This is a genomic window from Methylibium sp. Root1272 (assembly GCF_001425905.1).
Lineage (GTDB): Bacteria > Pseudomonadota > Gammaproteobacteria > Burkholderiales > Burkholderiaceae_C > Methylibium.
The window spans coordinates 207,767-231,811 of the sequence record NZ_LMDY01000013.1; the positions used below are offsets into that span (position 1 = coordinate 207,767).

Sequence of the window (24,045 nt, forward strand, 5' to 3'; positions counted from 1 at the left end):
GACGAGACATGCTGAAGCCGAAGATCAAGGAAGAGTACGTACAGATGGACCAGGTGGACTGGAAGCCGTTTCCCGCGGCGTTCTCCACCGGCGGCATCCGCTGGAAGCTGCTGCACGTCTCCCCCGAGATGGGTTCGTGGACGGCGATCTTCGACTGTCCGGCCGGCTCGTCCTTCGCGCCGCATTTCCACGTCGGCCCCGGCGAGTACTTCCTGACCAAGGGCAAGATGGACCTGCGCGGCGGCAAGGACGCCGGTGGCGAGACCGCCGTCGCGCCGGGCTACGGCTACGAGTCGGCCAACGCGCGCCACGACAAGACCGAGTTCCCGGTGCCGAGCGAGTTCTACATGAGCTTCCTCGGGCCGCTCACCTTCATCAAGCCCGACGGCTCGCCGATCGCCGTGATCGGCTGGGAGGACGCGCAGGGCGCCTGGGCGGCGTGAGCCGAACCGTGCCGGGATGCCGCGTTTCACGCGCGGCCCCCCCGGACTTGTACCGAGAGCCGGCTCGCACGTCACCTTGGCGACGCGCGCGGTCCGCACGCAAGCCTAAGCTGCTTCGCCCTGCGCGGGCCGGATCGCCCGCCGGCCGGCACCCGATGCTCCAGAAGAAATCAACGGAGGAGACCCCCGTGATCCCGAAGCTCGACGTTCTGCGAACGAGATCGATCGCCGGCCTGGCCGTCGCCGCCGCCCTGCTGCTCTGCGCCGGCGTCGGCCGCGCCGAGGAGGCCGGCAAGAACTGGCCCGACTACCACGGCGACTGGCGCGGCTGGCGCTACAGCCCGCTCGACCAGGTCAACAAGAAGAATGTCAAGAAGCTGAAGGTGGCCTGGATCCACCAGCCCGGCGAGATCGCGCAGGGACTGCAGGCCACGCCGATCGCGCTCGACGGCGTGCTGTACTACAGCGCATCGAACAACCGCAGCTTCGCGCTCGACGCGGCCACCGGCAGGCAGCTCTGGGAGTACATCCCCGAGCTCGACGCGGTGCAGGAGAAGTCGGTGTTCGGCTTCTACAACCGCGGCGTGACGGTGGGTCGCGGCAAGGTCTTCATCGGCGCGTCGGACGGCCACCTGATCGCGCTCGACCAGAAGACCGGCAAGGAGCTGTGGAAGGTGAAGCTCACCGACCCCAAGACCTGCCACGGCTGCAACTTCACCTCGCCGCCCATCCTGGCCGGCGACGTGCTGATCGCCGGCCCGACCGGCGGCGACCTGGCGCAGCGCTCGAAGCTCTATGCGCTGAAGGCCGACACCGGCGAGCGCGCCTGGACGATGGAGCTGCTGAAGGACGACCCGAAGAGCTGGCCCGGCGACACCATCAAGGTCGGCGGCGGCGGCGCCTGGCTGCCCGGACAGTACGACGCGAAGAACGACACCTTCTTCATCGGCACCTCGAACCCGGCGCCAGACTTCAACGCCGAGCTGCGCTCGGGCGACAACCTCTACACCGCGACGGTGCTCGCGCTCGAACCGTCCACCGGCCGCATCAAGTGGCACCACCAGGAGGTGCCGAACGACGCCTGGGACTTCGACTCGGCCTACGAGTTCGTGATGTTCGAGAAGAACGGCCAGGAACTGATGATGCACCTCAACAAGGGCGGCTTCGTCACGGTCTACGACCGCAAGACCGGTGCGATCCAGGACGTCTGGCGGATCGCCGAGGAGCTGAACTGGATCCAGGGCGTGGACCGCAAGACCGGCGCGCTGATCGGCCGCAACCCGCCGAAGTCCGGGCAGAGTGAGGTGTTCTGCCCCAGCGCGCTGGGTGTTCGCAGCTGGAATGCAGGCGCCTACAGCCCGAAGACCAAGCTCTGGTACACGAACGCCTACGAGATCTGCAACCGCGTCGTGATGAAGCAGCAGCCGATCGACCAGTTGGCGTTCTCGCAGGGCTACTACGACGTGGCCGAGCTGGAGATCATCCCGCCGCCAGGCAAGAAGGCGACGGCGCGGCTGGTGGCCCATGACCCGGTGACCGGCAAGCAGGCGTGGAAGCTCGACTTCGAGGCGCCGGGCCTGGCGCACGTGCTCGCCACCGGCGGCGGCCTGATCTTCAACGGCGACCCGCGCGGCATCCTGTCGGCCTACGACGACCAGACCGGCAAGACGCTGTGGTCCTTCAACGTCGGCTCCGGCATGCGCGGCGGCATCGTCAGCTACTCGGCTGGCGGCAAGCAGTACATCGTCGCGGCGACCGGCTTCGGTTCGCTGTTCCCGGGCTTCGCATCGATTCCCTGGCCGGAGTTCAAGAACGTGCGCGGCGGTGCGGCGCTGATCGCCTTCACGCTGGAATAGCGCGAATGGACAGGACCTGCCGATGACGAACGCGCGAGCTCCTGCCGCCGCCGGCCGGTGCTGGCGGATCGCCGCCTTGGCCTTGCTGCTCGCCGGCCTGCCGGCCGTGCAGGCCCAGGAAGCGGCGGCCGTTCCCAGCGCCGAGGACCTGCGCAATCCGGAGTGGGTGCAGGCCGGCCGCGAGAAGTTCGGCCAGACCTGCGCCTACTGCCACGGCAAGGAAGGCGACTCCGGCAAGAACCGGCCCTTCCGCGAGCGCATCGACTGGGACCCGGTGCAGATCCACGACGTGATCACCAACGGCCGCAAGCGCGGTGCGAACGTGATGCCGGCCTGGAAGGGCTCGCTGTCCGACGACGACATCTGGCGCATCACGGCCTTCATCCGCTCGCTGGGTGGCCAGCCGCGCGCCCAGCCCTAGGACCTGCTAGCGCTGCCGGAGGACTCGCGCCCCATGGGTTTCCCTCTCATGCCGCGGCCGGAATCTCACTACGCTGCGCCGGAGCACCCTCGAACGGGCCCGTCCGCCGGATCGGGATCGAAGGGGGCGACGCGCCTACCGGCCCGTCGCCGCGCCAGGAGACCCGACATGGAAGCGAGCGCCTCGCCGGCCGTCCCCGCCTCGTTGCCCGAACCGCCCTGGTGGTCGACCGCGGACGTCGCCCTGGCCGACCGCACCGACGCCTGGGAGGCCGCGCTCAGCGACAACTACCGCCGCTGGCAGGTGCCGGACCGCGTGGCGCCGGAGTTCAACGCGCGCCTGCGGCACCGCGACGTCGCCGGGCTGCGCGTGGTCGAGTGCCTCTGCGACCCCTGCGGCGGGCGCCGGCTGCCGCGCCATGTGAGCCAGGAAGGCGCCGCCTACATCGGCGTGCAGATCACGCGCTCGGGGCGCGAGTCGCTGCGCGCCGGCGACGAACGCGTGGCCGTCGGGCCGGGCGACCTGGTGATCTGGACCAGCGACCAGCCGATGGAGTTCACGGTGACCGAGCGGCTGCACAAGGTTTCGCTGATCCTGCCGTGGGACGACGTGAAGGAACGGCTGCCGCGCGCCGAACGCTTCCGCGGCACGGTGCTCGACAGCCGCTCGGGCATCGGCGCGGTGCTGTACTCGCACATCGAGTCGCTGGCCTCGCAGCTCGAGGAGCTGGAGGCGGGCGAACTCAACGCGGTGCGGCGCGCCACCGTCGAGCTGCTGACGGCGGCGATGTCCTGCCGCCTCGACCCGGCTCCGCGCGGCCTCTCGCTGCAGCAGCTCAAGCGGGTGCAGGACTACATCCTCGATCACCTGCAGGACGAGAGCCTCACGCCGGGCAGCATCGCGCAGGCGCACCACATCTCGCCGCGTTACCTGCACCTGCTGTTCGGCAAGACCGGTCAGAGCGTGTCGGCCTACATCCGCCAGCAGCGCCTGGAGCGCTGCGGCGAGGCGCTGACCAACCCGTCCTACCGCGAGCACAGCGTGGCCGACATCGCCTACCAGTGGGGCTTCACCGACCCGGCGCATTTCAGCCGCGTCTTCAAGCAGCATTTCGGCCATCCGCCGGGACACTGCCGCCGCTGAACTGCGAGCGCCGCGCGGCGCGGCCTGTGCTCCCCGTCCTACACGCCGACGGGAGCGCCGCCGGCAGGCAGAGCCGGGAGCACCCGGCACCATCTTTCCATCGGTCGCTCGCCCGGCATTCCGCGGGGCGCAGCCGGCCGGATTGTCTTGAATGGAAGGATTCGCCAATGAACTCCGATCAACTGAAGGGCCGCATCGAGCAGGCCAAGGGCAAGGTCAAGGAAGCCACCGGCAAGGTCGTCGGCAGCGAGAAGCTCAAGACCGAGGGGCGCGTGGACCAGGTCACCGGCAAGACCCAGGCGAGCTATGGCGACGCCAAGGAAGACCCCAAGAACCTGATCGACAAGACCTGAACGCGGCGGTGCGCGCACGATGAACCTCTACGCCCTGCATCCTCACGCGCCGCTGCAGTGCGACGTCACGCTCGACGGCGTGACGACAGTGCGAGCGTCCACCCCGCGCCTGGCGTTGACGCCGTTCCGCACGGCACATCGGACCGCGCACCGCTCCTTGCGGCGCGCGGAGATCCCTTCGCCGCCCGCGTCGCAGCCGCCCCCTCCGGAAGTGACACCGCCCGCGCCACCGCGCCCGGACGTGCAGCCGCCGGAGATCACCGATCCGCCACCCTCCGACGTGCCGCTGCCGGTGCGCGAACCCCCAGGCATGCCGCCACCGATGGCCGCTGCAGCCTGAGGCTGCGCGACGCGTTACCAGGTCCTCAGGGCCTCAGGCGCTGCCGCGCGCAGCGAACCATGCCGCCACGGTCGCGCGTTGGCCGGCATCGAGATGCAGCCCCAGCTTCGAGCGCCGCCACAGCACGTCGTCGGCCGTCAGGGCCCACTCTTCGCGCTGCAGATGGACCAGCTCCGCGGCGTGCAGCCCGGGGGTGATCTCGGGCCCCAGGTCGTCCAGACAGCGCGCGTCCGCGAGCCAGCTCGCCGCGCGCGTGCCGTAAGCGCGCGCCAGCCGGTGCGCCAGCGGCGGCGGCAGCCAGGCATGCCGACGTTCCAGCGCCCCCACGAAGCGCTCGAAGTCCTCGGCCGGCGTGCCCGGCGGCATGCCGGTCCAGGCCGACAGGTCCCCGCCGGGCAGCACCGCCGACGCGGTCCACGCGGCGCGTCCGTCGCCGAGCAGGCGCCCGATGGCGCCTGCCGCCTCCTCGGCCAGCTTGCGAAAGGTGGTGATCTTGCCGCCCCAGACCGTGAGCAGCGGCGCGCCGTCGGCGTGCGTCTCGAGCAGGTAGTCACGCGTCACCGCACTCGCGTCGTCGCCGTCGGCCTCGTCGAGCAGGGGTCGCACACCGGCATAGGACCAGCGCACGTCGGTCGGCACGACCGGCCGCGCGAAGTAGCGGCTGACCTGCTCGCACAGGTAGGCGATCTCGGCCTCGCTGGCGACGGCGTCGCCGGGTTCGCCATGCAGTTCGACGTCGGTGGTGCCGATCAGCGTGAAGTCGCGCTCGTAGGGGATCGCGAAGACGATGCGGCGGTCCGGGTTCTGGAACAGGTAAGCCTGCGAGTGGTCGAACAGCCGCGGCACGACGATGTGGCTGCCCTTCACCAGCCGCAGCTGGCGCGTGGCGAGCGATTCGCCGTGCGACGACACGGCCACGTCGCGCAGGAAGCTCGCGGCCCAGGGCCCGGCCGCGTTGACCAGCGCGCGGGCCTGCCACGCCACCGCTGCCCCGCCCGCGTGCTGCAGCGTGACGCGCCAGCCGTCCGCGTGGCGCTGCGCACGGGTGCAGGCGCAGCGCGTCAGCACCGTCGCGCCACGGTCGCGGGCGTCGATCGCGGCCAGCACCACCAGCCGCGCGTCGTCGACCCAGCCGTCGCTGTAGACGAAGCCACGCTGCAGCCGCGGCTGCAGCGGCACGCCGGCCGGGTGGCGGCGCAGGTCGATGCCGCGCGAGCCGGGCAGCCAGTCGCGGCGCGCGAGGTGGTCGTAGAGGAACAGGCCGGCGCGGATCATCCAGGCCGGCCGCATCGCCGCGTCGTGCGGCATCACGAAGGACAGCGGCCACATGATGTGCGGGGCGCTGCGCAGCAGCTGCTCGCGCTCCTGCAGCGCCTTGCGCACCAGTGCGAACTCGCCATGCTCGAGGTAGCGCAGGCCGCCGTGGATCAGCTTGGTGGAGGCCGACGAGGTGTGTGCCGCCAGGTCGTCGCGCTCGCACAGCACGACGCGCCAGCCGCGGCCCGCCAGATCGCGCGCGATGCCCGCTCCATTGATGCCGCCGCCGACCACGAGCACGTCGCAGTGCAGCGGCTCACGGGACGGGTCGGGCCTGGGTTGTTCCACTGCTGCCATTCTGCGGGGCTTCGCTTAGGCTGGCGAGGTCGACTCCCCGGACGCCGCCGATGACCTATCTGCTCGCCCTCGACCAGGGCACCTCCAGCTCGCGCAGCATCGTGTTCGACCGCGACGGCCGCATCCGCGCGATGGCGCAGCGCGAGTTCCGCCAGATCTACCCGCAGCCGGGCTGGGTGGAGCACGACCCGCTGGAGATCTGGGAGACCCAGCTCGCCACGGCCCGCGAGGCGCTGGCCCAGGCAGGCCTGGCCGCATCCGAGCTCGCGGCCATCGGCATCACCAACCAGCGCGAGACCACGTTGCTGTGGGAACGCGCGAGCGGCCGGCCGATCGCCAACGCCATCGTCTGGCAGGACCGCCGCACCGAGCCGCTGTGCGCCCGATGGCGCGAACAGGGCCTGGCCGACGCGGTGCGCGACGCGACCGGCCTGGTGATCGACCCCTACTTCTCGGCCAGCAAGATCGCCTGGCTGCTCGACCACGTGCCGGGCGCCCGCGCGCAGGCCGAACGTGGCGAGCTGGCCTTCGGCACGGTGGACAGCTGGCTGCTGTGGCAGCTGACCGGCGGGCGCGTGCACGCTACCGACACCACCAACGCCTCGCGCACGATGGTGTTCGACATCGACCGCGGCGCCTGGAGCGAGCCGCTGCTGGCGGCGCTGGACATCCCGCGCGCGCTGCTGCCGACGGTGCAGCCATCGGCCTCGCATTTCGGCGCCACCGAGCCCGCACTGCTGGGTGGCGCGGTGCCGGTGTGCGGCATCGCCGGTGACCAGCAGGCCGCGCTGTTCGGTCAGGCCGGTTTCCAGGCCGGGCTGGCGAAGAACACCTACGGCACCGGCTGCTTCCTGCTGATGCACACCGGCGCGCAGCGCCAGACCTCGACCCACGGCCTGATCACCACCGCGGCGGCGCATCTAAGTGGCGGCGCGCCGCGCCAGTACGCGCTGGAAGGCAGCGTGTTCATCGGCGGCGCGGTGGTGCAGTGGCTGCGCGACGGCTTGCATGCGATCCGCGGCAGCGGCGAGGTGCAGGCGCTGGCCGAGAGCGTGCCCGACGCCGGCGGCGTGGTGGTGGTGCCCGCCTTCACCGGCCTGGGCGCGCCCTACTGGCGGCCCGAGGCCAGCGGCGCGATCGTCGGCCTGACGCGCGGCAGCACGGCGGCCCACATCGCGCGCGCGGCGCTGGAGAGCATCGCGTTCCAGAGCGCGGCGCTGCTCGATGCGATGAGCCGCGACGCGGTGGCCGCCGGGGGACAACCGGTCAGCGAGCTGCGCGTCGACGGCGGTGCCTGCGTCAACGACCTGCTGATGCAGTTCCAGGCCGACCTGCTGGGCATTCCGGTCGTGCGGCCGCAGGTGATCGAGACCACGGCGCTCGGCGCGGCCTGCCTGGCCGGACTGGGCTGCGGCCTCTACGCCGGCACCGACGAACTGGCGGCGCAGTGGCAGGCCGAGCGGCGTTTCCTGCCGACACTGCCGCGCGAGCGCGCGGCGGAGCGGATGGCACGCTGGGAACGCGCGGTGCGCCAGGCTGTGGCCCCCTGACGCGGGCCGCGGCCGGCTTCGGGTTTTGCAGGAGATCGCGCCGCAGGGTCGTCGCGCAAGATGCCGTCTCGCTCGCCCCGCATCCGCCTTGCCCGCGAGCCCACCACCGAGCCCCACCGACATGAGCAGCAGCAGCCACAGCACGCCCCGCGTCGTCAGCGAAGTCGCCCTCGACAACAGCTTCCAGGGCGACACCATCCAGACCTGCGTGGTCACCCGCGACATGCAGCGCACGCTGGCCGGCATGGCGAAGCTGGGCATCGGCCCGTGGCGCATCTACGAGTTCGGGCCGGAGACCTGCAGCGACATGACCTACCACGGCCAGCCGGGCCGCTACAGCATGAAGCTCGCGCTGGCGTTCTCGGGCACGATGATGTGGGAGGTGATCGAGCCGATCACCGGGCCGAACATCTACGAGGACTTCCTGCGCGAGCACGGTGAAGGCATCCACCACGTGGCGCAGGGCTGCAACGGCCTGCCCTATGCCGAGCGCGTGGCCACCTACCTGGCGCGCGGCCTGGAGCTGATCCAGTCGGGCACCTGGCAGGGCCGCGTGCCCTACGCCTACTTCGGCACCGAGGGGCTGATCACGACCACGATCGAGATCTTCGACATCCCGGCCGACTTCGTGCTGCCCGAGCCGCTGGCCTGGTATCCGGCGCGGCCCTGAGTCACCGTGGAAGCGGTGTGACGGCCTCACGGGCTTCGGCCGTGCGCACCCTGCTCCGGCTGCTGCACCTGCTCGGCGGCGTCGGCTTCGCCGGCGCGCTGGCGGCGCAGCTCGCAATCGCCTCGGTGGCCGCCGACACGCCGCCGCGCCTGCTGGCGGCGCGCGACATCGCCCTGTCGGTGTCGTCCAACGTCGTGCTGCCGGCGCTCGGTCTGATGGTGCTGAGCGGCCTGCTGCTGCTCGCGCTGCGGCCCGCACTGATCGAGCAGCGCTGGTTGATCGGCAAGTTGCTGATCGGCATCGCGGTCTGCGGCATCGCGCTCGCGCAGGTGCACGGTGCGGCACGGCAGGCCCGCACGCTGGCCGTGCAGGCACTGACCAGCCCCACCGACGCCACGGCCGCCGCGCTGGCGACCGTGCTGCGCAGCGAGCGCCTTGGTGCGTGGTCGGCCCTGGCGCTCGCCGTCGCCGCCGTCTCGCTGGCGCTGTGGCGGCCCCGCCTCGGTCGGCGCGCCGAGCCCCCGACGCCGCCACCCTGAGGCTTGCCGCCGCTGCGAGCGTGGGCTCGCAGCCCTCAGCGGATCGCGACCGGATTGACGAGGCTCTGCACGCCGCCGGTGACGCGCACCGCGCTCAGCACGAACATGAATTCCCAGGCGCGGTCGCGGGCCAGTTCGGCGGTGTTCATGTTCTCGAGGATGTAGATGCCGTTCTTCGCCAGCAGGATCTGGTGCACCTCGAACACGCCGGCCTCCTTCTCGAACGGGATGGTCTCCAGCCCCCAGGTGTCGGCGCCGATCGCGAGCACCTGCTTGCTCGCGAGGTAGGCCGCGCCCTCGCGGCCCAGCCCCGGCTCGCCGGCGAGGAAGCGCTTGTCGTCCTTGCCCACCAGCGACAGCCAGCCGGTGTGGAACAGCACCACGTCGCCGGTGCGGATCTCGATGCCCTGGCGCTTGGCCTGCTCGTCGATCTCCTTGCGGTTGAAGGCCGTGCCCTCGGGCACGACGTCGCGGCCGTAGTAGGCCGTCATGTCGAGCACGACGCCGCGCGTCACGAACGGCGGGATCTTCTCGACGCCGAGCTTGCGCAGGCCGTCGACCTGCACGAACTCGCTGTTCTTGAAGCAGTTGTAGTAGACGTTGTCGATGCCGACATGGCCCAGCCCGTCGATCTGGCTGCCCACGCCCACCCAGCCGGCGTAGATGTCGTCGTTGTAGCTGGTCTTGGACGGCCCGAGGGTCGCACCGCCGGCCTGACCCGGAGACGTGACCGTGAGCGACCAGCCGCGCGGCGGATAGGCGGGCGACTTGGCGTTGGTCTCGGCGCCGAGCCGGTAGGTCTTGCCGGTCTTCACCAGCTTCGCGGCGTCGAGCGCGAGCTGCGGACTCAGCAGGTTGGCGGCGCCGATCTCGTCGGCCGGGCCGTACTTCGACTTGCACCACTCTTCGGCGTGGGCGAAGGCCTGGCTCGCGCAGGTGGCCAGGCCGAGGGCGAGGGACAGTGCGACCGTTCCGCGCCGCAGCGCCTTGTGCTCAACCATGGAGTCTCCTTGCGTGGTGTCGCGGCGCTCGAAGGGCGCCGTCCGGATGCCCGCGGACGATAGCCCGTCCGGCCAGGCCTTGCACGCGCCGCCAAGGATGTGCCGTGGTGCGACAGCTGGCGCTGCGCGCTCAGGGGTTGCCTGTCAGCGAGGGCAGCTGCTTCACCACCGCGTCCTTCTCGCGCGTGCAGCTGCCACCCAGCGCGGCGCCGAGCAGACGACCGTCGGCAGCGCGGTAGTAGCCCCGCATGCCCGTGTCTTCCCGCTCGACATGCCACTTGCCGCCGCCCGGCTGCAGCGGCGGAAAGAACACCGCCGGCCAGGCCGGCGTCTTGAGCACCACCGGCATGGCCGGGTAGACGACCGCCGTGCGCTCGCCGTTCAGCGTGCGTGCGAGGGCCCGCGCCGCATGCATGATGGGCATGATGAACGGCAGCAGCAGCCCGTCGACCTCGGCGCAGTCGCCCAGCGCGTAGACGTGCTCGTCGTTCGTCTGCAGATGACGGTCGACGACGATGCCGCGGTTCACCGTCAGGCCGGCCTGCACGGCGAGCGACGTGTTCGCCGCCAGGCCGATGGCCGACAGCACCGTGTCGGCCTCCAGCGTGCGGCCGCTCTCCAGCGTGATCCGCAGGCCGCCCGGGGCAGTGTCGATGCGCTCGACCGCCTCGGACAGATGCCAGCGCACGCCGGCCGCGGCCAGCCGCGCCTGGAACTCGATCGCCATCGGGTCCGGCCAGAAGCGCGGCAGTGCACGCGGCGCGATGTCGATCACGTCGACGGCATGGCCGGCCGCCGCCAGGTCGTTGGCGAACTCACAGCCGACCAGGCCCGCGCCGAGGATGGCCACGCGCGGATGGCTCTCCAGGTGCCGGCGGAAGTGCTGGTAGTCGGCCAGGTGGTTGACGCTCAGCACGCGGTCGGCGGCATCGCCGGCCAGCCGAAGCCGGACAGGCCACCCTCCGACAGCCAGCACCAGGCGGTCGTAGGCGAGCTTGCGGCCCGCCACCTCGATCGCGCGCGCCGCCCGGTCGATGCGGGTGACCGCATGGCCGGCGAGGATCTCGATGCCGTAGTCGCCGGCCAGTTGGGAGGCGGCGGCCGTGGCCAGCGCCGCCGGCGCCTTCTTCAGAGCGAAGGCGTTCGACAGCATGGGCTTCGAGTAGAACGCGCCGTCGTCCTCGGTGACGAGCGTGACCGCCACCTCCCGGTCGAGCTTGCGCAGTTCCTTGGCCACTGTGTAGCCGGCCAGTCCACTTCCGATCACGACGATGGGGTTCATTGCAGGCGTCCGTTGGCGCGAAGTGAGAGTGAGGGCGGGCGATCACCGGCATCGCCGGCGGGCGGCCCGGGGCCGTCGGCATTCAGACCGTGCTCGCCACCAGTTCCGACGGAACGTTGAACGCGGCGACGTCGCGCTGCGGCCGGTAGCCGAGACGGGCGGAGATCTGCTGAGCCACGCTCACCACGGTCGGCGCCAGCAGCTTCAGGTTGCGCGGCTTGAAGCGGTCGGACGGACCGGAGACGCCGATCGCCGCGCACACATGGCCGCCAGCGTTCCAGATCGGCGCCGCGATGCCGCACACGCCGTCGCGCCATTCGCCGCGGTTGACGGCATAGCCGAGCTGGCGCTGCTTCTCGAGCTCGTTGCGCAGTTCGTTCGGCGTGGTGATCGTGTAGGGCGTGAACGGCTTGAGCTCGAGCGAAATCTGGTCGATCAGCGAAGCCGAGGCATGGGACAGCAGCGCCTTGCCGGTGGCCACGCAGTACGCCGGGGCCCGACCGCCGACCCGCGAATAGGCCCGCACCGGGTGCGGGCTGTCGACCTTGTCGAGGTAGATCACCTCCGTGCCTTCGAGCACCGACAGGTGAACCGTTTCACCGGACAACTGGCACAGGCGCTCCATGTACTCGACCGCCACCGTCTTCAGGTCGAGCCGACCCACCACCGCGGCGCCCAGCTCCCACAACTTCAGCGTCAGCTCGTACTTGCCGCTCTGCTCGAGGTTGCGGACATAGCCACAGGCCACCAGCGTCTGCAGCAGGCGGTGCGCATTGCTCTTGGTCAGCCCCAGGTGCTTCGCCAGCTCCGTCACGCCCGTCAGGGTGGGGTGCGTCGCCAGCGCCTCGATCACCTGGAGGCCCTTCACGAAAGTGGTGTCCATGCTTTGGTGCTTACGTGTTCTGAATATTGATACTTTGTGCCGTGAGCTTAGGTCTGTGCCCTGGGACTGTCAAGAACCCGAACCGGTTTGACGCGCCGGATCGACAGAACGACCGGTCCGGAATTCGCGAGTTTTGCCCGGCAAATCGCGCTCAGAAAGTCGGATTGATGGATCGCCATTCGCGTATATCCGGATGCCGACCGATGTTGACAACGCGTCAGGCACTGCTAGCATTGTTCCAATAATTCGAAACAGCGTTCTGTTATTTGGAACAACATCGCCGGCATCGATCGGCAGTGCGTCCGGCCGATCGAGCCTCCTGCACTCTTCCGTGGAGACCCAAGTGAAAGAGACCCTGATCCGAAACCTCTGGTACGTCGCCGGAACCAGCGACGAATTTGCGCCCGGCCAGCTGGTCGGCCAGACGATCGTCGGCCTGCCGCTGGTGCTGTGGCGCCCGGAAGCGGGCGGCGAGGTCGTGGCCTTCGACGGCCGCTGCTGCCACAAGCGCATGCCGCTCGCCGCGGGCAAGCTGCTCGCCGACGGCACGCTCGAATGCGCCTACCACGGCCTGTGCTTCGACAGCGCCGGCAAGTGCGTGAAGATCCCGTCGCAGCCGGGCCGCGCGATCCCGAGCCGCGCCAAGCTGCGGCCCTATCCGATCGTCGAGCAGGACGGCATGGTCTGGATCTGGATGGGCGAGGAAGCGAATCCGGCGCTGCGCCCGCCGCGCATCCCCGAGCTCGCCAGCCCCGAGTGGGAAACCGTCCGCGTGCAGAACGCCGAGGTGCCCACGAACTACCTGCTGCTGATCGAGAACCTGCTCGACATCAGCCACTTCTACCCGCTGCACGACGGCAACATCGGCGACATCGCCAACAGCGAGATCCCGGTCGAGTTCTCCCACGAAGGCGTCCAGGGCAACCGTTCGGTGACCTCGGTGCGCAAGGCCGAGTCCTACCGCCACCCTCCCTACCTGGAAGACTTCTTCGGCTACGAACTGGTCGACCGCCACCACACCCACAGCATGATCTCGCCGGCGGCGATCCGCGTGGACCTGCGCTGCGCGCCGCCCGGACGGCTGCAGACCGAGGACGAGCGCGGCTACATCCTCACGCACCTGATCACGCCGGTCGACGAACGCCACCACCGCTGGCGCGTCATCGCCGCCTGCCGGGCCGGCCACCGCTGGCCGTCCGATCCGAGCGTGTCGACCGTCGCGCGCGTGGCCGAGAAGTTCCCCGGCGTGATCGCCCAGGACCTGTGGGCGCTGACCGAGCAGCAGAAGATGCTCGACCTGGCCGACACGCACTATCTCGGCGAGATGCATCTGCGCGCGGACACCGGCATCCTCAAGGCTCGCGAGATCGTGCGCGACATGGTGGCCGCCGAATCTCAACCGACATCGCAACCGGCGTCGCAGGCGGTTGCTGCATGAACTCCCTGAAGTGGCGCTGCGTGCTGTGCGGCTTCGTCTACGACGAGGCCGCCGGCCTGCCCGAGGAAGGCATCGCGCCCGGTACCGCCTGGGCCGACGTGCCCGACAGCTGGAGCTGCCCCGACTGCGGGGCCAGCAAGGACGAGTTCGAGATGGTGCCCGCAGAGTGATCGAGGCGCCGCGCACGCGGCGTCAAGCGGTCGGCCGGAGTCGGCCGATCAATGGCTGACATCGCTGCACCGGGCCGACAGAGCCCGGGCAGGTCTGTCGGTGGTTTTCCCGAAAGGAGATCGAGGTGACAAACAAGCGACCTATCGCGTTCGACGCAACCCCCGACACGACGCGCCGGGGCCTCGTGCTTTCCGCCGCGGCCGCGAGCGGGCTGTGCCTGCTGCCCGGCGCGATGCGCGACGCGCGAGCGCAGAGCTTCCCGCCGCTCGGCAACTTTCCGGCCGGAACGGAGGGCAGCTCGGTGTTCATCGGCGTATCGGTGCCACTGACCGGGGCCTACTCCGCCGAGGGCAAGGACCAGCAGCTCGGCTTCGAGCTGGCGTTCGAGCACCTGAATTCGGGCAAGCTGGCCGGCAAGATTCCCGAGCTCAAGGGCAAGGGCGTGCTGGGCAAGACCATCACCTTCGGCGTGATCGACGACGAGAGCAAGGCCGAGTCGGCGATCCAGGGCCAGACGCGCTTCATCCGCAACAACAAGGCGATCCTGATGACCGGCTGCTACAGCAGCGCGGTGACGGTCGCGCTCGGCAAGCTGGCGCAGCGCGAGAAGGTGCTCTACATGGCCGGCCCGGCCGGTTCGGACGACGTGACCGGCAAGGACTGCCAGCGCTACAGCTTCCGCTCGCAGCCGAGCACGACGATGGCCTCGCGCGCGCTGGCGCCGGTGATGGCCGAGCGCCTGGGCAAGAACAAGAAGGTGGCCTACCTGGTGCCCGACTACACCTTCGGCCACACGCAGTTCGAATCGATGGCGCGACTGACCGAGCCGATGGGCTGGAAGACGGTGTCCAAGCAGGTCTGTCCGATCGGCACCGCCGACTTCAGCACCTACCTGCTCAACATCGCCAACAGCGGCGCCGACGTGTTCGTGAACTGCACCGTCGGCAACGACTGCTCGGTCTCGATCAAGCAGGCCCAGAACTTCGGTGTCATGAAGAACGCCGCGCTGGTGGTCCCGACGCTGCAGCCCTTCCTCGCGCAGCAGCTCGGCCCCGAGGTGACGCAGAACATGCTCGGCGTGATGGACTTCTGGTGGTCGCTGGCCGAAAGCAACGAGCTCGCGAAGATCTTCGTCGACGACTTCCAGGCCAAGCACAAGTACAAGCCGTACTGGCCCGCGCACATCGCCTACTCGCAGATGATGATCTGGGCCGTGGCGGTGGAGCGTGCCAAGACCTTCTACCCGCCGGAGGTCATCAAGGCGCTCGAGTCGAAGCTGCCGATCAAGTCCTCGCTGGGCGACGTGATGTACCGGCCGGAGGATCACCAGCTGGTCCGCCCGGTCCCGGTGATGCGCGGCAAGAAGCCCTCCGAGATGAAGTCCAAGGACGACTACTACGAGGTGATCAAGATGATCCCCGGTGCCGACGCGGTGACGCCGCTCGATCAGGGCACCTGCAAGATGGGCGAACTCACCTGACGATCCCGGCAGCGTGGACGCATTCGAGTCCCGAAGGCCCGCTGCCGATCCGCCCGCTCAATCCGACCTGCCCGCCGCCGCTCGCGCGGCGGGCCCATGGAGGCTCGAATGCCACCTCTCCCTCTCGTCATATCGCAGGTGTTCCACGGCCTGGTGCTCGGCGGCACGCTGGCGCTCGTCGGCTGCGGCCTGACCATCATCCTCGGGACGCTCGGCCTCGTGAACTTCGCGCACGGCGCGTTCTTCGCGATCGGCGCCTACGCCGGCTGGCTGGCGTTCGAATGGACCGGCTCCTACCTCGCCGCCGTGGTGATCGGGGCCGCCGTGACCTGCGCTTTCGGCTTCGTCATCGAGCGCGGGCTGATCAGCCGCTTCTACCAGCGGCCCCACGAGGACCAGATCCTGCTGACCTTCGGCCTGGGCATCGTCATCGTGGAAGCCCTGCGCGCCGTCTTCGGCGGTGTCGGCCGCGCCATGCCGGCGCCCGAATGGGCCGCCGGCGCCGTCTCGATCGGCCCGGTGATCTACCCGGAGTACCGGCTGGTGGTGTTCGGCATCGCCGCGCTCTCGCTGCTGGTGTTCTACCTGCTGCTCTATCACTCCCGGCTCGGCCTGATCGTGCGCGCCGCCATCGAGGACACGCTGATGGTCCGCATCCTGGGCCTGCGTGCGGCGCAGATCAAGGCGGTGGTGTTCGCGATCGGCGTGCTGGCCGTCGGACTGGCCGGCGTGGTGATGGCGCCGATCGTCTCGATCAACCCCGACGTCGGCGCGCGCTTCATGGTGCAGTCCTTCGTCGTCGTCGTGATCGGTGGCCTGGGATCCTTCCCCGGCGCCATCATCGGCGGCTTCATCGCCGGCCAGATCCAGACGCTGACGGCGATCTTCGAGGCCGCCTACAGCGACGTGGCCCTGTTCATGACCATGGTGGCGATCCTGGCGATCCGTCCGCGCGGCCTGATGGGCGTGGAGGGACGGAAATGACGGCGCAACAACTGGCCGCCCGCGCGGGTGGCATGCGTCGGCTGGCCGTCTCGCTGCCGACCGAATGCTGGATCGTCCTGGCGCTCGCGCTGATGCCCTTCCTGCTGCTCGCGGGTGGCGGTTCGGTCGACACCGCGATCCGCATCCTGCTGTGGGGCATCTTCGGCCTGGGCTTCGACATCCTGTTCGGCTACGCCGGCATGCTGTCGTTCGGCCAGGCGGCGTTCTTCGGCACCGGCAGCTTCGTGACCGCCTACCTGCTGGTCAGCGGCCTCGTGACCAACTTCCTGCTGGCGATCGGTGCCGGCGTGCTGGCTTCGATGCTGTTCAGCGTGCTGGTCGGGATGGTGGCGCTCAAGCGCGTGGGCATCTACTTCTCGATGATCACCTTCGCGATCGGCGAGCTGTGCTTCTTCATCCAGCACTCGGTGCTGTCGCGCTGGACCGGCGGCGACAACGGCCTGCCCGGCGTGCCGCACCCGGTGTTCCAGTTCGGCGACAAGACCTTCGAGCTGACCTCGGGCTGGGGCATGTACGCGGTGATCGCGGCGATCTTCGTCGCCACGTTCTGGTTCGCGCGGCGCGTGGTCACCTCGCCGTTCGGGCGCGTGCTCAATGCCACGCGCATCAACCCCGAGCGCACGCTGGCCGTCGGGCACGACGTGCAGCGCTACAAGATGGCGGCCTTCGTCGTCGCGGCCGGCTACGCTGGTCTGGCGGGCACGATGATGGGCATCTTCCAGAGCTATGTCGGCCCCGATGCGTTCGCGCTCGACACCTCGGGCCAGGTGGTGATGCAGACCGTCGTCGGTGGCGTGCGCACGCTGATCGGCCCGCTGGTCGGCGCGGCGGTGTGGATCTACCTGCGCGACATCCTGCAGCAGATCCCCGGCATCGGCGGCATGTGGAAGCTGATCCTCGGCGCGCTGTTCATCCTGGCCGTCACGACGATGCGGCGCGGCATCGTCGGCGAGATCCAGCACTACTTCCACAAGCGCCGGCTCGCCGTGGCGAAGGCCGCTGCCGCCGCCAGCGAGAAGCTGGCCGCCTTCGCACCGGCGATGACGCCCGCCGACTTCCTGGCGGCTGCGCCGCGCACGACCTCCGCCGAAGAGCGCGCGGCGCGTGTCCAGGCGGGTGCCGAGGGTGTGCCCGCCATCGAGGCGCGCCACATCCGCAAGCAGTTCGGCGGCCTGGTGGCGCTGGAGGATGTATGCCTGTCGGTGCGCGAGGGCGAGATCATGGGCCTGATCGGCCCGAACGGCGCGGGCAAGAGCACGCTGTTCCGCATCCTCACCGGCGAGATGCCGGCCACCAGCGGCGAAGTGCATTTCCGCGGCAGGAACATCACCGGCGTGGGCGTGCGCGAGGCCTGCGCGATGGGCATCAGCAAGAGCTACCAGATCGTGCAGGTCTACCCCGAGCTGAGCCTGCGCGAGAACCTGCTGGTGCCGCTGCTGGCACGCCAGCGCGGCGCGTTCCGCTTCGACGTGATGGCCTCGGTCAAGCGCGACGGCGAGCTGATGAAGGACGCCGACCGGTTGCTGGCGATGATGGGCCTGTCCGACCGACTGGGTGGCCCGGTGTCCGATCTGTCCTACGGCGAGAAGCGTCGGCTCGAGATCGGCATCGCGCTGGCCACCCAGCCCGACGTGCTGCTGCTGGACGAGCCCCTGGCCGGCCTCAGCCCCGAGGAGCGCGTGCAGGTGGTGGGCGTCATCAAGGCGGCCAGCGTCGGGCGCACCACACTCGTGGTCGAGCACGACATGGACGCGCTGTTCGGTCTGGCCGACCGCATCGCGGTGCTGCACATGGGCCGCAACCTCGCGGTCGGGCCGCCGGCGGAGATCCGCGAGAACCCGATCGTCCACACCGCCTACATGGGAGGCCGCGATGACGACTGACCTGCTTTCGCTGCGCGACGTGAACTCCTGCTACGGCGAATCGCATGTACTGCACGACATCAACCTGCGCGTCGCCGAGGGCGAGGTCGTCGCGCTGCTCGGCCGCAACGGCTCGGGCAAGACGACCACGCTGAAGACCGTGATGGGCCTGCTGGAGCCGAAGTCCGGCGTCGTCGAGTACGCCGGTCGTGCATTGCGCGACGCCTCGCCGGAAGGGCGTGCCCGCGCCGGCATCCAACTGGTGCCGGAAGACCGCCGCGTGTTCGCCGGCCTGACGGTGGAGGAGAACCTGGTCCTCGCCGCGATGGGCTGCGCCAAGCCGCTGACCATCGACGCGATGTACGAGGTGTTCCCGCGGCTGGGCGAGCGCAAGAAGTCGCACGGCCGGCATCTGTCGGGCGGCGAGCAGCAGATGCTGTCGATCGCGCGGGCCCTGATCCAGTCGCCACGCCTGCTGATGCTCGACGAGCCGTTCGAGGGGCTGGCACCGATCATCGTGCGCGCACTGATGGAAGTCGTCGGCCGACTGGCGAAGGAAGGCCAGACGATCGTGATCGTCGAGCAGAACGTCAAGGCCTGCCTGACGCTGGCGGACCGCGTCTACCTGCTCAGCAACGGCCTGGTGGTCCACGAAGGCTCGGCCAAGGCGCTGATGGACGACAAGGAAACGCAGAAGCGCCACCTGTCGGTCTAGTGGCGAGCCCGGCCCGCCGCCCCGGCCAGTGACCCGACGACCAGCGAAAGATGTTTGATTCAGTAGGAGCGGATATGTCAGTTGAATCCTTTCGACCCCTCGCGGGCCTCAAGGTGCTCGAGTTCGGCCAGATCGTCACCGTGCCGTTCTGCGGGATGCTGCTCGCGGACCTGGGCGCCGACGTGGTGAAGGTCGAGAACACCGACGGCGGCGACGGCATGCGCCAGTGGCCGCCGCTGATGCGCGCCGAACCCGACGCCGAAGCCTACAGCGGCAACTTCGCCTCGCTGAACCGCAACAAGCGCAGCATCGCGGCCAACCTCAAGGATCCGGCCGACGTGGCCCGCGTGCGCGATCTCTGCGCGGTGGCCGACATCGTGCTCGAGAACTTCCGTCCGGGCGTGATGCAACGCCTCGGGCTCGGCTACGAGGCGCTGCGCGAACGCCGCCCGCAACTGGTCTACTGCTCGGTCACCGGCTACGGCCAGGCCGGCCCCTATGCCAAGAAGGGCGCCTTCGACGTCACCGTGCAGGCCATCAGCGGGCTGATGAGCGTGACCGGCGAGAACGACAGCATCCCGGTGAAGTGCGGCGTGCCGGTGGCCGACTTCACCGCCGGGCTCTATGCGGCCTATTCCATCCTCGCCGCCATCATGGAAGTGCGTCGCACCGGCGTCGGTACGCAGATCGACTGCTCGATGCTCGGTTGCATGCTGGGCATCTCGGCGCTGCAGATCAGCGAGTACTTCGGCACCGGCCGGGCGCCGCAGCGGCTCGGATCGGCCCACCCGCGCAATGCGCCCTACCAGGCCTTCGAGGGCAGCGACAAGCCCTTCGTGATCGCCGCCGGCAACGACAAGCTGTGGGGCGAGGTCTGCGCGGCGGTGGACCAGCCGCAACTCGAGGCCGACCCGCGTTTCGTCACGCAGACCCTGCGCGCGGCCAACCAGCGCGAGCTCGCCGCGCTGCTGCAGCCGCACTTCGCGCGCCGCAGCGCGGCCGACTGGCTGGCCGAGTTCGACCGGCGCGGCGTGCCCTGCGCACCGATCAACGACTTCGCCGACATCCTGGCCGACCCGCACGTCAAGGAGCGCGGCTGGGTCGCCGAGCTCGAGCTGCCCAATGGCCTGAAGACGCCGACGATCGGCTTTCCGGTGCACATCGCAGGCTACGAGTTCTCGGTCGACGCCCGCCCGCCGCGTCTGGGCGAGCACACCGAGGCGGTGGCCCGGGAGTGGCTGCGATGAGCGAGTTCGCGCTGCTGTCGCCGCCCTCCGCCGAGGGCGTGCGCACGCTGCGCCTCAATCGCCCGGACAAGGCCAATGCGCTGTCGGCGGCGCTGGTCGATCACCTGCACGCCAGCCTCGACGCGATCGGCCCCGAGACGCTGGCGCTGGTGATCCGCGGCGAGGGCCGGAACTTCTGCGCGGGCTTCGATTTCACCGGCTACGAGCAGTTGTCCGAAGGCGACCTGCTGCTGCGCTTCGTGCGCATCAACGAATTGCTCGCGCGACTGCGCCAGGCGCGCTTCCTCACCATCGCCTGGGTGGCCGGTGCGGCCTACGGCGCCGGCGCCGACATCGCCTGCTCGTGCGCCGTGCGCATCGGCACGCCGGCGGCGCGGTTCCGGTTTCCCGGCTTCCAGTTCGGCGTCGCGCTCGGCACGCGGCGTCTCGCGACGATCACCGGCGCCGAGCGCGCACGCGCCATCCTGCTGCACAACGAGGAGCTGGATGCCGCGGCGGCGCTGCGCTGCGGGCTGCTCACCGAACTCGTGGACGCCGAAGGACCGGAGGCACGGGTCGACGCCCTGGTGGAATCGACCCGCAAGCTCGATGCGGCCAGCCTGCGCACGCTGTTCGCGCTGACCGATGCCGACACCGCCGACGCCGACCTCGCGGACCTGGTGCGCAGCGTCGGACGGCGCGGCCTGCATGCGCGGGTGGCCGCCTATCGTCGCGCCTGAGGCCACGCGGCGGCCCTTGTCCCCATCGCGGCGCGGCACCGGCCGCGGCTCCTAAACTGCCGCCATGCCGCTTTCACACCTCCTGCTCGCCCTGGCCGTGGTCGCGGTCTGGGGCACCAACTTCGTCGTGATCAAGTGGGGCCTGGCCGAGCTGCCGCCGCTGCTGTTCACGACATTGCGCTTCGCGCTGTCGGCGTTCCCGCTGCTGCTGTTCATCAAGCGGCCGGCCGTGCCCTGGCACAAGCTGGCCGGCTTCGGTGCGCTGCACGGCCTGGGCCTGTTCGGGCTGATGCTGTATGCGATGCGTGCCGACATCTCGCCGGGTCTGGCCTCGCTGGTGATCCAGACGCAGGTGTTCTTCACCATCGTGCTGGCGATGCTGCTCGACGGCGAGCGGCCCCGGCCGCTGCAGGCGCTGGCGCTCGGACTGGCGGTCGCCGGCATGGCGCTGATCGCCGGCCACATCGACCAGCACAGCATCACCGTGCTGGGCCTGATGCTGGTGCTCACCGCCGCCTTGTGCTGGGCCGGCGCCAACATGGTCGCCCGGTCGGTCGGCCGGGTCGACATGCTGGGCTTCATGGTCTGGATCAGCGTGTTCGCTGCGCCGGCGCTGGCCGTGCTGAGCCTGCTGATCGAGGGCCCGGCCCGCATCGCCACGAGCCTGTCGCAGGCGAGCGCGGGGGCCTGGGCCGCGGTGGCCTGGCAGGCGCTGGGCAACACGCTGTTCGGCTACGGCGCCTGGAACTGGCTGCTGGCGCGCCACCCGGCCGCGACGGTGGCGCCGGCCGCGCTGCTGGTGCCGGTGTTCGGCATGGCGGCCTCGTCGCTGCTGCTCGGCGAGAGTCTGCCCGGCTGGAAGCTGGGCGCGACCGCGCTGGTGCTGGGCGGCCTGGCGCTCAACACGCTGGCCAGCCGGGCCTCGCGCACCGCGATCGCGACCCGGCGCTTCACCGAGACCGTCTCCTGAGCCTGCAACGATGATCGAACTCCACCACGCGCCCAGCACCGCGGCGATGGCGCCGCACATCCTGCTGACCGAGATCGGCGTGCCCTTCGTGCTGCGGCCGGTCGATACCGCGGCGCAGGCGCACCGCTCGCCGGCCTACCTGGCGCTCAACCCGAACGGCCGCGTGCCGGTGCTGGTCGACGGCGACCTGGTGCTGTACGAGAGCGCGGCGATCTGTCTGCACCTGGTCGACCGCCATCCGCAGGCGGCTCTGGCGCCACCGCCGGGCAGCGACGAGCGGGCGCACTTCTACAAGTGGCTGGTGTGGCTGACGAACACGCTGCAGGCCACGCTGATGGTGTTCTTCTACCCGGAGCGCTGGCTCACCGACGGCAACGACGCCGGCGCGGCCGAGCTCAAGAGCTGCGCCGAAGGCCGCACCGGCGCGCTGCTCGATCTGCTCGAGGCCGAACTGCAGCGCCATGGCGGGCCGTGGCTGCTGGGCGCGCGCTACAGCGCGGTCGATGCCTATGCGCTGATGCTGTGCCGCTGGACGCGCCATTTCGCGCATCCGGCGCGCGCGCAACCGGCTCTGGGCGCCTACCTCCAGCGGGTGCTCGATCGGCCTGCGGTGCGGCAGGTGTTCGAGCGCGAGGGGCTGGCGACGCCCTGGGTCTGAGCGGCGCGGGCCGGGGGCTCAGCCACCCGGCGTTCCGTCGCCCGCCAGCGCCTCGTCCCAGAACGAGGCCTCGATCTTGTGGCCGTCGAGATCGCGCACGAAGCAGCCGTAGTAGGGCGCGCCGTAGTGCGGGCGCGGGCCGGGCGGGCCATCGCCTCGTGCGCCCGCCGCCACCGCCGCCGCATAGAAGGCATCGACCTGCGCACGGCTCGCCGCCAGGAAGCCCACGTGGCTGCCGTTGCCCACCGAGGCCGGCGCACCGTCGATCGGTGTCTGCAGCCAGAACTCGGGGTAGACCTTGCCGTAGGCGGCCGCACCGGGATGCTCCATCAGGCGCCGCACGCCGAGCGTGGCGAGCACGGCGTCGTAGAAGTCGCGCGCCGACTCGAAACGGTTGCTGCCGATCGAGACGTGAGAGATCGCACTCGGGTTGTCGTCGCTCATCGCAGCCTCCTTCGGCGCCGGGCCGTCTGCGTTCAGTCGCCCAGCACCGCGGCCATCGCCTCGGCCACGGTCTGCACGTTGCCGGTGTTGAGCCCGGCCACGCACACGCGACCGGAACGCACCAGGTAGACGGCATGCCGCTCGCGCAGCAGGTCGACCTGGGCCGCACTCAGGCCGGTGTAGCTGAACATGCCGCGCTGGCTGAGGAAGTAGCCGAAGTCGCGCCCCGGCAAGCGGGCCGTGAGCGCGGCGTGCAGCGCACGGCGCATCGCCAGGATGCGTTCGCGCATCGCGGCGAGTTCGCCTTCCCACTGGGTTCGCAGCGCGGGCTCGGCGAGCACCAGTGCGGCCAGCTGGCCGCCGTGGATCGGCGGGCTGGAGTAGTTGCGGCGCACCGTGGCACGGAGTTGCCCGAGCACGTTCTCCGCCTGCGCCGCATCGGGGCAGACGACACTCAGCGCGCCGACCCGCTCGCCATAGAGGCTCATGCTCTTGCTGAAGGAGTTGGCGACGAAGAAGCTCAGGCCGGCCGAAGCCAGCGCCCGCACCGCGTGGGCATCGGCCTCGATGCCGTCGCCGAAGCCCTGGTAGGCCAGGTCCAGGTAGGGCAGCAGCTGCCGCTCGCGCAGCACCGGGATCAGCGCCTCCCACTGCGCGGCGCTCAGGTCGACGCCGGTCGGGTTGTGGCAGCAGGCATGCAGCAGCACGATGCTCCGGGGCGGCAGCCCGCGCAGTGCGGTGAGCATGGCATCGAACTTCAGCCCCCCGGTCGCCGGGTCGTAGTAGGGGTAGGTGTTCACCGTCAGGCCCGCGCCCTCGAACATCGCGCGGTGGTTGTCCCAGGTCGGATCGCTGACCCAGACCGCGCTGCCGGGGAAGTAGCGCACGATGAAGTCGGCGCCGACCTTGAGCCCGCCGCTGGAGCCGACCGACTGGATCGTCGCGATGCGCCGGCCGGTCACGGCCTCGTGCCCGGCGCCGAACAGCAGGGCCTGCACGGCCGTGCGCAGGTTGGTGGCGCCCTCGATCGGCAGGTAGGACTTGGTGCCGCCGCGCGCCAGCAGCTCGGCCTCGGCGCGCTGCACCGAGCCCAGCACCGGGATGCGACCGGCGTCGTCGAAGTAGATGCCGATGCTGAGGTTGACCTTGCCCGCGCGCGGATCCTTCTGGAAGTCTTCGTTGAGGCTGAGGATCGGGTCGCCGGGATAGGCGTCGACGTGCTGGAACATGGCGGCAGGCGG

General features: G+C 70.2%; 25 protein-coding genes. 19 read left to right on the top strand and 6 right to left on the bottom strand.

The window, feature by feature from the left end; all coding sequences use genetic code 11:
• Nucleotides 1-8: 8 nt before the first annotated feature.
• The 6 genes from ASC67_RS10020 (at nt 9) to ASC67_RS21200 (ending at nt 4,556) form a co-directional block, all read left to right on the top strand.
• Nucleotides 9-443 carry a 2,4'-dihydroxyacetophenone dioxygenase family protein gene (locus tag ASC67_RS10020; protein WP_056318988.1) on the top strand — a complete coding sequence of 145 codons (435 nt, stop codon included), beginning with the start codon at nt 9-11 and terminating at the stop codon, nt 441-443.
• Between the two features lie 188 nt (nt 444-631).
• Entirely contained in the window at nt 632-2,299 is a 1,668-nt protein-coding gene (locus ASC67_RS10025; protein ID WP_082535932.1) for a PQQ-binding-like beta-propeller repeat protein, read from the top strand.
• 22 nt (nt 2,300-2,321) lie between these two features.
• The gene (locus ASC67_RS10030) at nt 2,322-2,720 is read left to right on the top strand and encodes a cytochrome c (RefSeq protein ID WP_056318995.1); all 399 of its coding nucleotides are present in this window, start codon (nt 2,322-2,324) and stop codon (nt 2,718-2,720) included.
• Between the two features lie 168 nt (nt 2,721-2,888).
• Complete coding sequence (locus tag ASC67_RS10035) at nt 2,889-3,863, top strand: helix-turn-helix domain-containing protein (RefSeq protein WP_056318998.1); 975 nt, start codon at nt 2,889-2,891, stop codon at nt 3,861-3,863.
• A gap of 167 nt (nt 3,864-4,030) precedes the next feature.
• Entirely contained in the window at nt 4,031-4,216 is a 186-nt protein-coding gene (locus ASC67_RS10040) for a CsbD family protein (protein ID WP_056319002.1), read from the top strand.
• Nucleotides 4,217-4,235: 19 nt separating this feature from the next.
• Nucleotides 4,236-4,556, top strand: coding sequence for a hypothetical protein (locus ASC67_RS21200; RefSeq protein WP_156466722.1), 321 nt, complete (start codon nt 4,236-4,238; stop codon nt 4,554-4,556).
• A gap of 33 nt (nt 4,557-4,589) precedes the next feature.
• Here the strand turns inward: ASC67_RS21200 and glpD are convergent, their stop codons facing one another.
• On the bottom strand, nt 4,590-6,170 hold the full coding sequence (gene glpD / locus ASC67_RS10045) for a glycerol-3-phosphate dehydrogenase (RefSeq protein ID WP_056319005.1): 1,581 nt from the start codon (nt 6,168-6,170) through the stop codon (nt 4,590-4,592).
• Between the two features lie 50 nt (nt 6,171-6,220).
• Between glpD and glpK the strand changes: the two genes are divergently transcribed.
• The 3 genes from glpK to ASC67_RS10060 all read left to right on the top strand — a co-directional run bounded on the left by glpK (nt 6,221) and on the right by ASC67_RS10060 (nt 8,929).
• Complete coding sequence (glpK, locus tag ASC67_RS10050; RefSeq protein ID WP_056319010.1) at nt 6,221-7,720, top strand: glycerol kinase GlpK; 1,500 nt, start codon at nt 6,221-6,223, stop codon at nt 7,718-7,720.
• Nucleotides 7,721-7,841: 121 nt separating this feature from the next.
• Complete coding sequence (locus ASC67_RS10055) at nt 7,842-8,390, top strand: VOC family protein (RefSeq protein ID WP_056319014.1); 549 nt, start codon at nt 7,842-7,844, stop codon at nt 8,388-8,390.
• 41 nt (nt 8,391-8,431) lie between these two features.
• On the top strand, nt 8,432-8,929 hold the full coding sequence (locus ASC67_RS10060) for a hypothetical protein (RefSeq protein WP_056319017.1): 498 nt from the start codon (nt 8,432-8,434) through the stop codon (nt 8,927-8,929).
• A gap of 35 nt (nt 8,930-8,964) precedes the next feature.
• Here ASC67_RS10060 and ASC67_RS10065 read toward each other — a convergent pair whose 3' ends face one another.
• The 3 genes from ASC67_RS10065 to ASC67_RS10075 all read right to left on the bottom strand — a co-directional run bounded on the left by ASC67_RS10065 (nt 8,965) and on the right by ASC67_RS10075 (nt 12,095).
• Nucleotides 8,965-9,930, bottom strand: coding sequence for a cyclase family protein (locus tag ASC67_RS10065; protein ID WP_082535934.1), 966 nt, complete (start codon nt 9,928-9,930; stop codon nt 8,965-8,967).
• Nucleotides 9,931-10,060: 130 nt separating this feature from the next.
• The gene (locus ASC67_RS10070; protein ID WP_056319020.1) at nt 10,061-11,212 is read right to left on the bottom strand and encodes an NAD(P)/FAD-dependent oxidoreductase; all 1,152 of its coding nucleotides are present in this window, start codon (nt 11,210-11,212) and stop codon (nt 10,061-10,063) included.
• Nucleotides 11,213-11,294: 82 nt separating this feature from the next.
• Nucleotides 11,295-12,095, bottom strand: a complete 801-nt coding sequence (locus ASC67_RS10075) for an IclR family transcriptional regulator (protein ID WP_056319023.1) — start codon at nt 12,093-12,095, stop codon at nt 11,295-11,297.
• Nucleotides 12,096-12,438: 343 nt separating this feature from the next.
• On the opposite strand from ASC67_RS10075, the gene ASC67_RS10080 reads away from it, so the two are divergent.
• The 10 genes from ASC67_RS10080 (at nt 12,439) to ASC67_RS10125 (ending at nt 22,360) form a co-directional block, all read left to right on the top strand.
• Nucleotides 12,439-13,533: a Rieske 2Fe-2S domain-containing protein gene (locus tag ASC67_RS10080; protein ID WP_056319026.1), complete on the top strand. Its 1,095-nt coding sequence runs from the start codon at nt 12,439-12,441 to the stop codon at nt 13,531-13,533.
• The gene (locus ASC67_RS10085) at nt 13,530-13,703 is read left to right on the top strand and encodes a rubredoxin (RefSeq protein ID WP_011831245.1); all 174 of its coding nucleotides are present in this window, start codon (nt 13,530-13,532) and stop codon (nt 13,701-13,703) included. The genes ASC67_RS10080 and ASC67_RS10085 overlap by 4 nt, the downstream gene beginning before the upstream one ends.
• A gap of 125 nt (nt 13,704-13,828) precedes the next feature.
• A complete protein-coding gene (locus ASC67_RS10090) occupies nt 13,829-15,184 on the top strand; it encodes a substrate-binding protein (RefSeq protein WP_056319029.1) in 1,356 nt (451 codons plus the stop codon).
• A gap of 108 nt (nt 15,185-15,292) precedes the next feature.
• Nucleotides 15,293-16,168 carry a branched-chain amino acid ABC transporter permease gene (locus ASC67_RS10095; RefSeq protein WP_056319033.1) on the top strand — a complete coding sequence of 292 codons (876 nt, stop codon included), beginning with the start codon at nt 15,293-15,295 and terminating at the stop codon, nt 16,166-16,168.
• Nucleotides 16,165-18,072 carry an ABC transporter permease subunit gene (locus ASC67_RS10100; RefSeq protein WP_056319036.1) on the top strand — a complete coding sequence of 636 codons (1,908 nt, stop codon included), beginning with the start codon at nt 16,165-16,167 and terminating at the stop codon, nt 18,070-18,072. Before ASC67_RS10095 ends, ASC67_RS10100 begins: the two co-directional genes overlap by 4 nt.
• Nucleotides 18,062-18,766, top strand: coding sequence for an ABC transporter ATP-binding protein (locus ASC67_RS10105; protein WP_056319039.1), 705 nt, complete (start codon nt 18,062-18,064; stop codon nt 18,764-18,766). The genes ASC67_RS10100 and ASC67_RS10105 overlap by 11 nt, the downstream gene beginning before the upstream one ends.
• A 74-nt stretch (nt 18,767-18,840) precedes the next feature.
• Nucleotides 18,841-20,013, top strand: a complete 1,173-nt coding sequence (locus tag ASC67_RS10110; RefSeq protein WP_056319042.1) for a CaiB/BaiF CoA-transferase family protein — start codon at nt 18,841-18,843, stop codon at nt 20,011-20,013.
• Nucleotides 20,010-20,732, top strand: coding sequence for an enoyl-CoA hydratase/isomerase family protein (locus tag ASC67_RS10115; protein WP_056319045.1), 723 nt, complete (start codon nt 20,010-20,012; stop codon nt 20,730-20,732). Before ASC67_RS10110 ends, ASC67_RS10115 begins: the two co-directional genes overlap by 4 nt.
• 64 nt (nt 20,733-20,796) lie before the next feature.
• Nucleotides 20,797-21,702, top strand: coding sequence for an EamA family transporter (locus ASC67_RS10120; protein WP_056319049.1), 906 nt, complete (start codon nt 20,797-20,799; stop codon nt 21,700-21,702).
• Nucleotides 21,703-21,712: 10 nt separating this feature from the next.
• Complete coding sequence (locus ASC67_RS10125) at nt 21,713-22,360, top strand: glutathione S-transferase family protein (protein WP_056319054.1); 648 nt, start codon at nt 21,713-21,715, stop codon at nt 22,358-22,360.
• Between the two features lie 18 nt (nt 22,361-22,378).
• Here the strand turns inward: ASC67_RS10125 and ASC67_RS10130 are convergent, their stop codons facing one another.
• Together ASC67_RS10130 and ASC67_RS10135 are read right to left on the bottom strand one after the other, a co-directional pair.
• Nucleotides 22,379-22,804, bottom strand: coding sequence for a VOC family protein (locus tag ASC67_RS10130; RefSeq protein WP_056319057.1), 426 nt, complete (start codon nt 22,802-22,804; stop codon nt 22,379-22,381).
• 32 nt (nt 22,805-22,836) lie between these two features.
• On the bottom strand, nt 22,837-24,033 hold the full coding sequence (locus ASC67_RS10135) for an amino acid aminotransferase (RefSeq protein WP_056319061.1): 1,197 nt from the start codon (nt 24,031-24,033) through the stop codon (nt 22,837-22,839).
• Nucleotides 24,034-24,045 lie beyond the last annotated feature (12 nt).